The sequence below is a fragment of the Streptococcus oralis genome (assembly GCF_023110435.1).
Lineage (GTDB): Bacteria > Bacillota > Bacilli > Lactobacillales > Streptococcaceae > Streptococcus > Streptococcus oralis_CF.
Genome location: NZ_JALDWB010000003.1, coordinates 37,156 through 50,416, shown reverse-complemented (window position 1 = coordinate 50,416; position 13,261 = coordinate 37,156). Strand labels below are relative to the sequence as shown.

The following is a 13,261-nucleotide window of genomic DNA, read 5'->3' as shown; positions in this document are numbered from 1 at the left end:
AAAAACTCACAACGACTAGGTTCTCACCGTCTAAATAACTAGAAGGAAGAATCATTTTTCACATACCAAAAGACAAACCTAGGAAGACCAATGCTAAAAAGGAATCATACAAAAGATTAAACATGAGAAAGAGTCCCCACGTGACCAAATAGTCCAAGCGACCACTTCTCTTTGCAATCACAAATAAAATGATGTGGTAGACTAAGTGAAAGAGAAGAAAGCCAACAAAACCTGGATAGAGAACGGGCACGACTCTTTCCAGCTGCCAAAGCATCACTACTTCTCCTACAAGTGACGCAAGGATAATTCCATGATAAAGAAAACTTATTTTTTAGAAGCTTGAACAGAATCTTTCATACTTTCTCCTTCCTCTCACTGTGTTTCCTACTATCCCGTTTTCTTTTATTTTAACATATCTCCACCAAATCGAATCTCCGATAATATTTATTTAAATATGATTTTTACTTTACTTCTTTAGTGAAAAGGATTACAATAAAAGTAAGAAAATTTCAGGAGGTTTCATTATGGCACAACGTTACCAAAATGTTATGGTTGCAATTGATGGTTCTAAAGAGGCAGACTTGGCTTTTGTTAAAGGTGTTTACACTGCTCTACGCAATGATTCCAAGCTCACCATTGCCCATGTTATTGACACACGCGCTCTTCAAAGCGTGTCTACCTTTGATGCTGAAGTTTACGAAGAACTCCAAGTCGACGCTGAAAGTCTGATGAAGGAGTACGAAAAGCGTGCGAGAGATGCGGGCGTGACGGATATTCACATCGTCATCGAAATGGGAAATCCGAAAACCCTCCTTGCCCGTACCATTCCAGACGCAGAAAATGTTGACCTGATTCTCGTCGGTGCAACAGGTCTTAATGCCTTTGAACGCCTCTTGGTTGGCTCTTCATCTGAATACATCCTCCGCCACGCAAAAGTTGATTTGCTCGTCGTGAGAGAACAAGAAAAAACATTATAGGAACACAAAAGGAGCCTGCTAGGCTCCCTTTTTTCTTACTTATTTCTCTCTTTATGTCGCTCATAAGCCTTGAGCTGACGCTGCAGTTCCTTTCTGATAGCAGGTTCTGGAGCATATTTTTCGTCCCAGTCATCCGGTTTTAAGATTTTATGTGTAACTGGATCAAAATGGGCTTTTCCATCAGGAAAAACCTTCCCCATGTTTGCCTCATGCACAATATCAAAGATGCGTTCTGGATCCACTCCCATCAGGGCAAAACTGCCGTAAGTAAAATACAGTGTATCGATTAGGGCATCAACCTGACCGATTAGATCTTTTTGGGCAGGCGTTTTTTGCCTCACCTTTTCGGCCGCCTTATCAAGTGCCGCATGCATGCTGTTAAGTGCCTGCTGGAATTCTTCCTCCGAAGAACTTGCCGCGCGGACAAACTCTACTAATTCTTCAATTTTAAAGTCTGCACGATGGGTCGCCCCTTCAATATCCCATGCTTGTGGCTCTTCCTGCGTCCGTTCATCCATCATGTGGTGGAAGGTCTTGACTTTATTAAAGTGGTAGTCCCGACTGACAAACACTTTTTCTGAAGCCAAAACACCAAAGTGCTCGAGCGCCTTGTGGATGCCATCTTGTTGGTTACTTGCTGTAATGTGCTTGGCAACTTCTTTGACGCTGCTACTGCCATTTCCCATAGCTACAGACATACCAACACCTGCCAACATTTCCAGGTCATTGTCTGAATCTCCGAAGGCCATGACTTGGTTGAGATCAAAACCATACTCTTTCCCAACTCGACGAATGCCTTCTAGTTTGGAATTCCCTTGGTTGATGATATCCGCAGCGAAGGGATTGCTTCGAGTCAATTTCAAATCTTCAAAATCACTTGCAGCTTTCTCAGATTCTTCGGGTGTCATCAGCATTAACACTTGATAGATTGGCTCATTGATCAAACGAAGTAGGTCATCTTCCTTTTGAGGAACTGCCTTGCTGACCATTCGATTAAAGGAACGGCTAACGGTTCTTGTTAAGCCAGTTGGAATGAAACGGCTAACAAGCTGTGAAAAGGATCCGAGACCAAATGACATAATTTTCGAACCAACAACAGCATGCTCGGTTCCAAGAGCGATTTCTTTACGCTCCTTTTTAGCATAGGCAATCAGTTGACGCAGACTTGACTTAGCAATTGGACTAGCAAATAAGACTTTTTCTTTATTAAAGATATATTGTCCGTTATAAGTTATTGCAAAATCCAGATCTAAGTCATCCATCAATTTCTTGACAAAGAAAGGCCCCCGTCCTGTTGCCACTCCAACAAGCACCCCTTGTTCTTTCACAATCCTAATCGCGTCCTTAGTGGATTTCAAAACACTCTTACGATCGTTGACTAGCGTTCCATCGATATCAAAAAAAACAGCTTTGACTTCCATCCTATCCCATTCTCCCCTTTTGTGTTACAATGATTATACCACATTTCAGAGAGAGTGAGTAAATCATGCCTAAGAAAATCCTTGTTTTACATACAGGTGGGACTATTTCCATGCAAGCAGACGCCACTGGAGCAGTTGTAACTAGTCAGGACAATCCCATGAACCATGTTTCCAATCCGCTTGAAGGGATTGAGGTTTATGCCCTAGACTTTTTTAATCTGCCGAGTCCCCATATCAAACCCAAGCATATGCTTGCACTCTATCATAAAATCAAAGAGGAAGCAGACCACTACGATGGGGTTGTCATCACACATGGAACAGATACGCTAGAGGAAACTGCCTACTTCCTTGATACCATGGAAATCCCACACATGCCCATCGTTCTAACTGGAGCTATGCGTAGTTCCAACGAACTCGGTAGCGACGGTGTATACAACTATCTGAGTGCTTTACGAGTTGCCAGCGATGACAAAGCAGCCGACAAGGGTGTGCTGGTCGTCATGAATGATGAAATCCACGCGGCCAAGTATGTTACCAAAACCCATACGACCAACGTCGGTACCTTTCAAACTCCTACTCACGGGCCTCTCGGTCTTATCATGAAGCAAGAAATCCTCTACTTCAAAACAGCTGAGCCTCGTGTCCGTTTTGATCTCGAACATATTCAAGGTCTGGTTCCCATCATCTCTGCCTATGCCGGTATGACAGACGAGCTGATTGATATGCTTGACCTAGATCACCTAGATGGATTAGTCATTCAAGCTTTTGGAGCAGGTAATGTACCCAAAGAAACAGCTCAAAAATTAGAAAGTCTCCTCCAAAAAAGAATCCCAGTCGCCTTGGTCTCACGTTGTTTTAACGGAATTGCTGAACCTGTTTATGCCTACCAAGGGGGAGGAGTTCAATTACAAAATTCTGGTGTTCTCTTTGTCAAAGAACTCAATGCTCAAAAAGCTCGCCTCAAATTATTAATTGCCCTTAATGCTGGACTAAAAGGACAAGAACTTCGCAATTACATGGAAGGTTAAAATTGAAAATCAGGAAATCTTCTCGATTCCCTGATTTTTTCTATTTACGTTTTCGTGTCGAACGACGTTCTGTCAAGCCGTGAGGTAGGAGAACTTCACGTTCTTCCAATTCTTCCTTATGCATAATCTTGGTCAACATACGCATACTTATAGCACCAAGGTCGTATAGAGGTTGAGCAATTGTCGTTAAGTTTGGACGAGTGAATCGTGCAATTTGAGAATCATCTGTCGTAATGATTTCAAACTCTTCCGGTACAGAAATACCGTGATCTGCCAAGCCATTTAACACACCCGCAGCCAATTCATCACCTGTCACAACTGCAGCTGTAGCCTGTGAAGAAACCAAGCGCTCTGCCAAGGCATAGCCATCATTATAGCTGTATTTAGACTCAAATACCAAGCCCTCGCTATAAGGGATTCCTGCCTTTTTCAATGCTTCCTTGTAACCAATCAATCGAATTTTGCCGTTAATATCATCAACAAGTGGTCCACTAATAAAGGCAATCTTTTCATTTTCCTGAAGCAAATGAGTTACTGCATCAATCGTTGCTTGTTTGTAGTCAATATTAACACTTGGCAACTGGTGTTCAATATCCACCGTTCCTGCAAGGACAACTGGTGTCCGAGAACGAGAAAATTCTGAACGAATCTTTTCAGTCAAGTGATAGCCCATAAAAATGATCCCATCAACCTGTTTTGAAAAGAGAGTATTAACTACTGAAACTTCTTTTTCATCGTCTTCATCACTGTTGGCTAGGACGATATTGTACTTATACATCTCTGCAATATCATCAATCCCCTTGGCTAGGGTTGAAAAATAGCCATTAGTGATATTTGGAATCACAACACCAACTGTCGTAGTTTTCTTGCTGGCCAAGCCACGCGCTACCGCATTTGGACGGTAGTCAAGACGATCAATCACCTCTAGAACTTTTTTACGAGTATTCTCTTTGACGTTCTTGTTGCCATTCACTACACGGCTAACAGTTGCCATTGAAACCCCAGCTTCACGGGCAACATCATAAATCGTTACTGTATCATCTGTGTTCATTCTGTTTCCTTTCTATATTGAAAATTTCGCTTTCATACATCTGCTTACTCCATTTTATCACTTATTGTAAACACTTTCAAGTATTTTTTAGAGAAACTTTGAAAAAATTTCACAACCTATTCCCATTTTGAAAAAGCGAGTACGATTTCTTGATTTTTGGGATGTTTTGCTGTATGATAAGGAAAAATAAAAGGAGGGAGGGAATGTTTATGGCTTTTACAAATACTCAGAGACGTTCGGCCAGTTTTGGTGTTGTGACCAGCTTGCCTGACGATGTTATCGATTCTTTATGGTTTATTATCGATCATTTTTTGAAAAATGTCTTTGAATTAGAAGAGGAACTAGAATTTCAACTACTAAACAACGAGGGAACCATCACCTTCCATTTCTCTAGTCAGCACCTGCCGACTAGTATCGACTTTGATTTTAATCATCCTTTTGATCCTCTTTACCCTCCTAAAGTCCTTGTTTTAGACATGGACGGGAAAGAAACCATCCTCCTTCCTGAAGAAAATGACCTATTTTAAAAACTCTAGCTTCTCGGCGCAAACTGCTGAGGAACTAGAGTTTTTTCTATTTGTTTAATTCTTGATACAAGTAGCGTATCGGTTGTTTTAAGATTGGATGAATAAAATGGGGAGCTATTTCCACTAACGACTCAAGGACAAAGAGGCGTTCTGCTATATAAGGATGAGGCAAGATGAGGTCGTCTGTATAAATGACTTGGTCTTCTACAAAGAGTAGGTCCAAATCAATCAAACGAGGCCCCCAATGCACCTCTCGAACCCGTCCCATCTCGGACTCAATGGCTAACAAGGTTTCTAACAAGACTGGTGCGGGTAGCCAGGTTTCTACTTCAATCACCTGATTGACAAAACTATCTTGCTCCACACCACCCCAAGGCTCAGTCGTTAAGACACTAGACTCTTTGAGAATATGGATACCTCGAGCTCGCAGTTTGTCAATAGCTTGCTCCAAGTTCGCTTGCTTGTCCCCCATATTACTTCCTAGAGCGATAAAGGCCCGCTGCTTACGACGGTGGATGGTCACCGAGCAGGTATCTAGTGGCAAATGCACTGGAGCCCAAGGTTTTTTGAGTTCCAACTCAATTTCTTGGACAAGAGGATAGGTCTCAAAGGTATGTTCTACCAGTTTATAGGCTACCGTTTCAATCAAATCCTCAGTAGTTTCCTGAAACCAAGTCGTCCACTGCTGACAAAGTTCGCCGTAATGGATAGAAGCCGCCAAATCCAAGTCTGTCGCTGCCTTGGTCATATCATAGGATAGGGTCGCCGAAATGACAAACTTTTGCCCTAGCTCTTTTTCACTTGGAAAGAGTCCGTGATAAGCAAATATTTCCAAATCTTTAATCTGCAGTTGATCCATAACTAGTCCTTTCTAGAAAAATCCGCATGAAGCGGATTCTTTTTATAGTCCCATTAAACGATAAGCTTGATCTCGGAGGTCCTTATCTGTTTCAAATAGACCACGAGCGACTGTCGTCAAGGTCGCAGTACCTGGCTTTCTGACACCACGCATGCTCATACACATATGCTCTGCCTCAATGACAACAAAGGCTCCTTTAGCCCCCAGATAGTCCATCAAGGCATCGGCCACTTCAATATTCAACCGTTCTTGAATCTGTGGTTTTTTAGCATAAACTTCAACCGTACGGGCTAGCTTGGACAAGCCTGCCACACGTCCATCTGGAATGTAGGCAATGTGTGCTCTCCCATAAAAGGGCAAGAAGTGGTGTTCACACATGGTGTGGAAGAAGATATCCTTTTCCACCACCATATTGTCATCAATAATTTCAAAGGATTTTGACAAATGTTCCTCCGCAGTCTGACCAAGACCTGAAAAAATCTCTTGGTACATACGGGCTACACGAGCAGGTGTTTCCTGTAATCCCTCGCGTTTAGCATCCTCACCGACGGCCTCGATAATCATTTTTACAGCCGCTTCAATCTTTTGTGTATCCATTCTCTAGTTATTCCTCTCCATCAGGTAGGCTCTCACTTGGTTCAAGAAATACAAGGAACCCGTGACAATCCTAACTGTTTGTTTCTCTTCATTTTTATCTGTCAATTTCTGCTCTAGAAAATCCTGCCAACTTTGGTAATTGAGATTTCTAGACTTGGCTGTCTCTTTCAGCACGCTTTCATCAGTCGCCCGACTATCATCAAAATGGGTTAAAGTCAGTTGACTATCTGGCACCGTTTCTAGCAAATCCAGCATATCCTCCAAGGCCTTGGTTTTGATACAGGTAAAAAGGATTTCCTTATGATAATCCGCAAAGCGTTCTTGCAAGGTTGCTAATAAGGCCTTGATAGCATGGGGATTGTGGGCCCCATCTAAAAGCAGCAAGGGGGCACTAGACACGACCTCCAAACGCCCTGGCCATCTGGTTTCTTTCAAAGCTTGAGCAACCAAGGCATTACTTGCTAATTCTCGCCCAGTCTCCTGACAATAAGTATCTAGGAGGGCAAGCGCCATCCCCGCATTCTCTATCTGATGCAAACCAATCAGACCAGTCTGGAGACGACCTTGTCTGACAGAACTGGTATAATCAAAGATTTCACCCGTCACCACACTCTTTTGATGACTGACTTGATAATCACTCCCATAGGCAAGTCTCGGCGCATCTTTCCCTTCCGCAATGCGGTCAATAACAGCCAAGGCTTCTGGAGCTATGCGACCTGTCACCAAAGGAATGCCTTGCTTGATAATACCAGCCTTCTGTTCTGCTATGGCCTCTACAGTATCACCAAGTAGGGCTACATGGTCCAAGCCAATAGTCGTAATTCCTGTCAGAATAGGCTGACAGACATTGGTGCTATCCAGAAGTCCACCCATGCCGACTTCCATGATGGCCACATCAACTTTTTCAGTGGCAAAATAATCATAAGCTAGGGCAGTGATAATCTCGAATTCTGTCGTTCCTTGTAAAGCAGCACCCTTCTCCCCCTCAAGCAAAGACTCATAGTCCGCCATGAGGGCTTCTAGTCTCGCTTCTGGGATGGATTCCCCATTGATGCTAATCTGGTCTGTATAATGAATGAGATAGGGCGAGCTGAAAACACCAACTCTCAGACCTAGCTTTTCCAGCATCTTTTTCAAAAAAGCAATGGTCGAACCCTTGCCATTGGTCCCTCCGATATGGATAACCTTGAGTTTGAGATGGGGATTACCTCGCAGGGCTAGGAGTTCTACCATTCGTTCCAAGCCAAAATGCGGTTGGTCCGTCCGATAGTGGGCAATCCACTGATTGTTTTTAATTTCTTTCATCTTATTTATATTGTTTTAAATCTAGATTTTCCGCATCATCTGCCAAACGAATGGCTGACGCAATTTCAACTGCCATCTTATGACTGGCTACATCGTGCACGCGCACCACTTCGACACCCTGTCTCGCAGCGATACTGGTCACATGAGCCGAAGCGGTGTCCCGATTGCGAAAACCGACTTCCGTCTCAGGATTAACTTCAAAACCATTTTCTTCTAGGATATTGATGACAAATCGCTTACGCGAAACTCCAAGAAAGATTGGATATCCTTTCTGATGGAGTTTATCCAAGTCCCGTAAAAGAAGGAGATTTTCTTTCTTAGTCAGACCAAAGCCAATCCCTGGATCCAGCATGATCTTGCCTTTCGAAATCCCTGCTTTCTCCGCTCTTGCTAGAGCACGGTCAAAGAACGCGGTCATCAAATCTTCGATTGGCATTTTTTCAAAGTCAGCTAACTCTTCCTCTGTGAATGCTTGTCCAAAACCAAAACGAGGAAATATCTGCGAACTAGGGTGTTGAGGTCGAGCCATGACTGGATTAAACATGATGACTACTTGCGCACCAGCCTTAGCAACCACATGAGCCATTTTTTTGTCACCCAAGAGGCCAGTGATATCGTTGACCAGATTGGCGCCAGCAGCCAAAGCAGCCTCTGCCACCTGACTTTTCCAAGTATCGATAGAAATGAGGACATCACTTTCCTTACGGATAGCTTCAATGACTGGGACAACACGCTGGATTTCTTCTTCTATCTCAACATAGCTACTTCCAGGGCGAGTCGATTCTCCACCGATATCTAGCATACTTGCTCCTTCAGCTATCAATTTACGAGCTTGCTGAAGAGCCTGGTCAACAGCAAAAAACTGCCCACCATCCGAAAAGGAATCTGGGGTTACATTGATAATTCCGCAAATGGCTGTTTTTGCCTGACTAGCTTTATTGGACATACGGTCACTCCTCAAGATTTTTCACCACATTATTTCTCTATTTTACCATAAAAAGAAAAAGATGGATACGCCAGCATTCATCTTTTCCAAGTAAGGAAATGGTCTAAAAAGGCGAGCCTACATTTCGACTAATCAAAACCAGTAAAGCCAGCAAACAAAAGGCAATACCATTGACAATCATATGAAGCAAGATCGACATCTCTAAACGTTCTGTTCTGTAGGCTGTCCAAGTTAAAACTGTCGACATTCCTCCATAGATAAGGAGAGAAGGCAGATTGGTCGGTGTGTGGAGCAAGGCAAAGACGACTGCACCTACAAGATAACCCAACTTCTCTTTCCCACGGAAGATCTTCTTAGGGATAATTCCACGACACAATATTTCCTCACAAATGGGAGCAATCAGAACCAGTAAGAAAAAACTAGAAATCAGCGAGCTATTCTGAACCAGATTATTAATAGTTGATTGATTGCTGGTCGTAGATTCATTCATCAGACGAAGCAGGGCAGATCCGAATAAGTTACTTGTGAAAATAACCAAATAACTCAAAACCAAGCGGGCCAGATCTTTTGCCTTGAAAAAAGAAAGATTGAAGGTCGCAATCTCTGTTTTTCGTGCACTAAAGATAAAAACAGTTAGAATAGCGACCGACAGCAAAGCCACCAAGAGTCCTGACTGGAGGAGTGGGAATTGTCTAGCGGATAAAAGGGCAGATAAAATTAAGGGAAGTTGAGATAACACCAGTCCTATTAAAAAAATTAACACCCATATTCCTCTATCCAGAATTTCTTGCCAGATACTTTTTTTCTTCATGATATGCCTCCTTATAATAAAAAGGGGAAGCCCCCTTTTTATATTATACCATTTATAGCGCCATGCTGATATAGTTCAGGATAAACAAGGCATCCAAAATCCAAATCATCACGTGCACATCCTTGGCTTGACCTTTGACAAGTTTTGTCAAGGTGTATGTCAAGAAACCAACAGCAATCCCTTGTGTGATAGAGTAGCTGAATCCCATAAAGATAGAGGTGAAGAAGGCGGGAACTGCTTCGGCCATATCATCCCAAGGAATATTTTTCAAGTTAGAAAGCATCATGATTCCGACGATGATCAAAATTGGTGCTGTTGCAGCTGTAGGAACAATCGCTAGAAGCGGGCTAAAGAAGCTAGATAGAGCAAAACAGATTGCAACTACTAAGGCTGTCAAACCAGTACGTCCACCAGCACCGATACCCGCCGCAGACTCAACATAGGTCGTAACGTTTGAAGTACCTGCAATCGCACCTACTGATGTTGCCACCAAGTCAGAGTATAGAGCCTTGTCCAATTTAGCAGACTCATGGTTTTCCCCACTTGTCGCAACGATACCAACTTTTTCACCAGTACCGATAAGAGTACCAATTGTATCAAAAATATCTGTCAATGAGAAGGCAAGAATAGCCATCAAGGTTTCTGGTAAACGTGAAGTGTTTGAAATCAAAGATCCTAAACCTTCTGAACCCAGAGCAGCACCAAACAAAGTTCCTAAATCATTAACCGCTGATGAAAGGTTGTTGCTAGCAAAGTCAATCCCTGACAAATTCACAACACCAACAGCAATGGCAAGCACAGTCGTTGTTAAAATAGAAAGAATAATTCCACCTTTGATGCCTTTAACAACAAAGAAGATGGTAACAGCCAGACCTGCAAGAGCCACCAATACTGCTGGAGTATTGAAGTCTACCAATCCTGGAACAGCTGCTGAGTTTGCAGTAAGTGCAGCTTGAGCCTTATCTGCTCCTTCACCTGCTACAGTATAAGTACCTGGATCGATTGAGAATTTCAAGAGACCAGCATTCTTAATCCCTACATAGGCAAGGAAAACACCAATACCAGCCGAAATAGCTGAACGAAGTGTTGTAGGAATGGATTCGATGATCATTTTACGAACATTTGTCAAGGTAATAATCAGTGAAATAATTCCACAAATGAAGACCATACCAAGAGCTTCTTTCCAAGTATAGCCCATCCCAAACACAACTGTAAATGTGAAGAAGGCATTCAATCCCATACCTGGTGCTTGTGCGTATGGCAAATTAGCATAGAAAGCCATCATCAAAGTACCAACTACAGAACCGATAATCGTTGCCAAGAACACACCTTGAACAGGCATCCCTGTTTGTGAAAGCATTTGAGGGTTTACAAAGAGAATATAACTCATTGCAAAGAATGTTGTTAAACCAGCAAGCACCTCTGTACGGACATCTGTCCCGTGCTCTTTTAGTTTAAATAGTTTGTCCATGTTTAATCTCCTTTTGTTTTTTACGAACAATGAGAGTATTATATCATTTATCATTCACCTTTTCAATATGTTTGTTTGATTTATTTAACAAAATGAAATTTCTATTTTTGTTTTGAGTCTGTTTTTCTGCTTTCTTTTTGATATAATAGTAGACATCTTATCTGGAATGTACTAGGAAGGTTTATATGACTAAAAAAATTATCGCCGTTGATTTGGACGGAACCCTGCTCAACTCAGAGAGTAAGATTTCAGATTTTACTCGAAACACAATTAAACGAATTGCTGAAAAAGGCCACCATGTCATCATCACTACTGGGCGCCCTTACCGTATGGCAAAAGAATTTTATCAGGAACTAGAGTTGCACACACCTATGATCAACTTCAATGGTTCCCTTACCCATCTGCCAGGTCGTGCTTGGACGCATGAAAAGTGCTTGACCTTGGACAAAAAATACCTCTTAGACATGGTCAAACGCAAAGAGGATATCCAAGCCGACTTTATTGCAGGAGAATACCGCAAGAAATTTTATATCACGGCTCCTAATGAAGAAATTGCAAATCCCAAACTATTTGGTGTAGAAAATTTCCAACCAGAAAATCAATTCAAATCTGAATTGGTGACCAAGGACCCTAACTGTATCCTCTTGCAAACAAGAGTCGATGATAAATACGCGCTAGCAGATGAGATGAATCGTTTTTACCAACACCAACTAGCAATCAATACCTGGGGAGGGCCCCTCAACATTCTCGAATGTACACCAAAAGGGGTCAACAAAGCCTTTGCCTTAGAATACTTGCTCAATGTTATGAACCGTGACAAACAAGATTTGATTGCCTTTGGAGATGAACACAATGACACCGAAATGCTGGCTTTTGCAGGCAAGGGATATGCCATGAAAAATGCCAATCCCGATTTACTACCATATGCAGATGAGCAACTCTCTCTGACAAATGATGAAGATGGTGTTGCCCATACCCTACAAGATTTGTTCCTATGACACTCAAAAAGTTAGCTTGTGCTAGCTTTTTTGATTTTCACAATTTTTCAATTAATCGACCTGTTTTCATTTTTTTATATTAAATTACTCCCTTATCTTTTTAAACATTTCTACAAAATGTTTATATATTAACATTTTGTAAGCGAGTTTTCATTGAAAACCAATACATATTTATAAGAAATGGTTGATTTTTGTTTGAAAACGGTTTATACTTAAAGTTAGGCTTAAAGTTTTCTTAAACAAATAGTCAAACATTTTAAAGGAGGAATGACAATAATGAGTATCGGAATCATTATTGCGAGCCACGGCGAATTTGCTGCGGGTATTCATCAGTCCGGATCCATGATCTTTGGTGAACAAGAAAAGGTTCAAGTTGTAACCTTTATGCCAAACGAAGGTCCAGATGATCTATACGCTAAGATCAATAACGCTGTTGCTGCATTTGACGCAGAAGATGAGGTTCTAGTATTGGCTGACCTTTGGAGTGGATCTCCATTCAACCAAGCTAGCCGCGTGATGGGAGAAAATCCTGAGCGTAAGTTTGCCATCATCACTGGACTTAACTTGCCGATGTTGATCCAAGCCTACACTGAGCGCCTTATGGACGCTAATGCAGGTGTGGAAAAAGTCGCTGCGAATATCATTAAAGAAGCCAAAGATGGCATCAAGGCTCTTCCAGAAGAGCTTAACCCAGTTGAGGAAGTTGCAAGTGCTGCAGCTGCTCCTGCTGCCCAAGCTGCTATTCCAGAAGGAACTGTTATCGGTGACGGTAAACTGAAAATCAATCTTGCCCGTCTTGACACTCGTCTCCTTCACGGTCAGGTTGCGACTGCTTGGACTCCAGATTCAAAAGCAAACCGTATCATCGTTGCTTCAGACAACGTTGCTAACGACGACTTGCGTAAAGAATTGATCAAACAAGCAGCTCCTAACGGAGTAAAAGCCAACGTTGTCCCAATTCAAAAATTGATCGACGTTGCAAAAGACCCACGTTTCGGTGACACTCATGCCCTTATCTTGTTTGAAACTCCGCAAGATGCACTTCGTGCAATCGAAGGTGGCGTGCCAATCAAAACCCTTAACGTTGGTTCTATGGCTCACTCAACAGGTAAAACAATGATTAACAACGTTTTGTCTATGGACAAAGACGATGTTGCAACCTTTGAAAAAATGCGTGACCTCGGTGTTGAATTTGATGTACGTAAAGTACCAAACGACACGAAAAAAGATTTGTTTGACTTGATTAACAAAGCAAACGTTCAATAATTTT

At 42.2% G+C, this 13,261-nt stretch carries 13 protein-coding genes and 1 pseudogene; 5 read left to right on the top strand and 9 right to left on the bottom strand.

Going from position 1 to position 13,261, the window contains the following annotated elements; translation table 11 throughout:
• Positions 1 to 58: 58 nt before the first annotated feature.
• Positions 59 to 357 (bottom strand): annotated as a pseudogene (locus tag M1F97_RS05615) (hypothetical protein).
• A gap of 167 nt (positions 358 to 524) precedes the next feature.
• Here M1F97_RS05615 and M1F97_RS05610 point away from each other — a divergent pair.
• Positions 525 to 977, top strand: a complete 453-nt coding sequence (locus M1F97_RS05610) for a universal stress protein (RefSeq protein WP_000079160.1) — start codon at positions 525 to 527, stop codon at positions 975 to 977.
• Positions 978 to 1,012: 35 nt separating this feature from the next.
• Here the strand turns inward: M1F97_RS05610 and M1F97_RS05605 are convergent, their stop codons facing one another.
• The gene (locus M1F97_RS05605; protein ID WP_247944469.1) at positions 1,013 to 2,398 is read right to left on the bottom strand and encodes a Cof-type HAD-IIB family hydrolase; all 1,386 of its coding nucleotides are present in this window, start codon (positions 2,396 to 2,398) and stop codon (positions 1,013 to 1,015) included.
• Positions 2,399 to 2,463: 65 nt separating this feature from the next.
• Here M1F97_RS05605 and M1F97_RS05600 point away from each other — a divergent pair, with 65 nt between their 5' ends.
• Positions 2,464 to 3,426: an asparaginase gene (locus M1F97_RS05600; protein ID WP_247944468.1), complete on the top strand. Its 963-nt coding sequence runs from the start codon at positions 2,464 to 2,466 to the stop codon at positions 3,424 to 3,426.
• A gap of 40 nt (positions 3,427 to 3,466) precedes the next feature.
• Here M1F97_RS05600 and ccpA read toward each other — a convergent pair whose 3' ends face one another.
• The gene (gene ccpA / locus M1F97_RS05595; RefSeq protein ID WP_001090631.1) at positions 3,467 to 4,477 is read right to left on the bottom strand and encodes a catabolite control protein A; all 1,011 of its coding nucleotides are present in this window, start codon (positions 4,475 to 4,477) and stop codon (positions 3,467 to 3,469) included.
• Positions 4,478 to 4,686: 209 nt separating this feature from the next.
• Between ccpA and M1F97_RS05590 the strand changes: the two genes are divergently transcribed.
• The gene (locus M1F97_RS05590) at positions 4,687 to 5,004 is read left to right on the top strand and encodes a DUF960 domain-containing protein (protein WP_025170845.1); all 318 of its coding nucleotides are present in this window, start codon (positions 4,687 to 4,689) and stop codon (positions 5,002 to 5,004) included.
• Between the two features lie 46 nt (positions 5,005 to 5,050).
• On the opposite strand, the gene folK is transcribed toward M1F97_RS05590, so the two are convergent.
• The 6 genes from folK to M1F97_RS05560 form a co-directional block, all read right to left on the bottom strand.
• Positions 5,051 to 5,863, bottom strand: coding sequence for a 2-amino-4-hydroxy-6-hydroxymethyldihydropteridine diphosphokinase (folK, locus tag M1F97_RS05585; protein ID WP_247944467.1), 813 nt, complete (start codon positions 5,861 to 5,863; stop codon positions 5,051 to 5,053).
• 42 nt (positions 5,864 to 5,905) lie between these two features.
• Positions 5,906 to 6,460 (bottom strand): GTP cyclohydrolase I FolE, encoded by a 555-nt coding sequence (gene folE, locus M1F97_RS05580; RefSeq protein WP_247944466.1) that lies wholly within the window; start codon positions 6,458 to 6,460, stop codon positions 5,906 to 5,908.
• A 3-nt stretch (positions 6,461 to 6,463) separates the two neighbouring features.
• Positions 6,464 to 7,765: a bifunctional folylpolyglutamate synthase/dihydrofolate synthase gene (locus tag M1F97_RS05575; RefSeq protein WP_247944465.1), complete on the bottom strand. Its 1,302-nt coding sequence runs from the start codon at positions 7,763 to 7,765 to the stop codon at positions 6,464 to 6,466.
• Between the two features lies 1 nt (position 7,766).
• Positions 7,767 to 8,711 carry a dihydropteroate synthase gene (gene folP, locus M1F97_RS05570; RefSeq protein WP_247944464.1) on the bottom strand — a complete coding sequence of 315 codons (945 nt, stop codon included), beginning with the start codon at positions 8,709 to 8,711 and terminating at the stop codon, positions 7,767 to 7,769.
• Positions 8,712 to 8,814: 103 nt separating this feature from the next.
• Complete coding sequence (locus M1F97_RS05565; protein ID WP_247944463.1) at positions 8,815 to 9,522, bottom strand: CPBP family intramembrane glutamic endopeptidase; 708 nt, start codon at positions 9,520 to 9,522, stop codon at positions 8,815 to 8,817.
• 52 nt (positions 9,523 to 9,574) lie between these two features.
• Positions 9,575 to 10,993, bottom strand: a complete 1,419-nt coding sequence (locus M1F97_RS05560) for an NCS2 family permease (RefSeq protein WP_247944462.1) — start codon at positions 10,991 to 10,993, stop codon at positions 9,575 to 9,577.
• A gap of 185 nt (positions 10,994 to 11,178) precedes the next feature.
• On the opposite strand from M1F97_RS05560, the gene M1F97_RS05555 reads away from it, so the two are divergent.
• Together M1F97_RS05555 and M1F97_RS05550 are read left to right on the top strand one after the other, a co-directional pair.
• A complete protein-coding gene (locus tag M1F97_RS05555) occupies positions 11,179 to 11,991 on the top strand; it encodes a Cof-type HAD-IIB family hydrolase (protein ID WP_084948398.1) in 813 nt (270 codons plus the stop codon).
• A 276-nt stretch (positions 11,992 to 12,267) separates the two neighbouring features.
• Positions 12,268 to 13,257: a PTS sugar transporter subunit IIB gene (locus M1F97_RS05550; RefSeq protein ID WP_247944568.1), complete on the top strand. Its 990-nt coding sequence runs from the start codon at positions 12,268 to 12,270 to the stop codon at positions 13,255 to 13,257.
• The last annotated feature ends 4 nt before the right edge of the window (positions 13,258 to 13,261 follow it).

Coding starts and splice junctions, on each gene's coding strand:
- M1F97_RS05610 (WP_000079160.1), top strand. CDS start 525: ATGGCACAACGTTACCAAAATGTTATGGTTGCAATTGATGGTTCTAAA.
- M1F97_RS05605 (WP_247944469.1), bottom strand. CDS start 2,398: ATGGAAGTCAAAGCTGTTTTTTTTGATATCGATGGAACGCTAGTCAAC.
- M1F97_RS05600 (WP_247944468.1), top strand. CDS start 2,464: ATGCCTAAGAAAATCCTTGTTTTACATACAGGTGGGACTATTTCCATG.
- ccpA (WP_001090631.1), bottom strand. CDS start 4,477: ATGAACACAGATGATACAGTAACGATTTATGATGTTGCCCGTGAAGCT.
- M1F97_RS05590 (WP_025170845.1), top strand. CDS start 4,687: ATGGCTTTTACAAATACTCAGAGACGTTCGGCCAGTTTTGGTGTTGTG.
- folK (WP_247944467.1), bottom strand. CDS start 5,863: ATGGATCAACTGCAGATTAAAGATTTGGAAATATTTGCTTATCACGGA.
- folE (WP_247944466.1), bottom strand. CDS start 6,460: ATGGATACACAAAAGATTGAAGCGGCTGTAAAAATGATTATCGAGGCC.
- M1F97_RS05575 (WP_247944465.1), bottom strand. CDS start 7,765: ATGAAAGAAATTAAAAACAATCAGTGGATTGCCCACTATCGGACGGAC.
- folP (WP_247944464.1), bottom strand. CDS start 8,711: ATGTCCAATAAAGCTAGTCAGGCAAAAACAGCCATTTGCGGAATTATC.
- M1F97_RS05565 (WP_247944463.1), bottom strand. CDS start 9,522: ATGAAGAAAAAAAGTATCTGGCAAGAAATTCTGGATAGAGGAATATGG.
- M1F97_RS05560 (WP_247944462.1), bottom strand. CDS start 10,993: ATGGACAAACTATTTAAACTAAAAGAGCACGGGACAGATGTCCGTACA.
- M1F97_RS05555 (WP_084948398.1), top strand. CDS start 11,179: ATGACTAAAAAAATTATCGCCGTTGATTTGGACGGAACCCTGCTCAAC.
- M1F97_RS05550 (WP_247944568.1), top strand. CDS start 12,268: ATGAGTATCGGAATCATTATTGCGAGCCACGGCGAATTTGCTGCGGGT.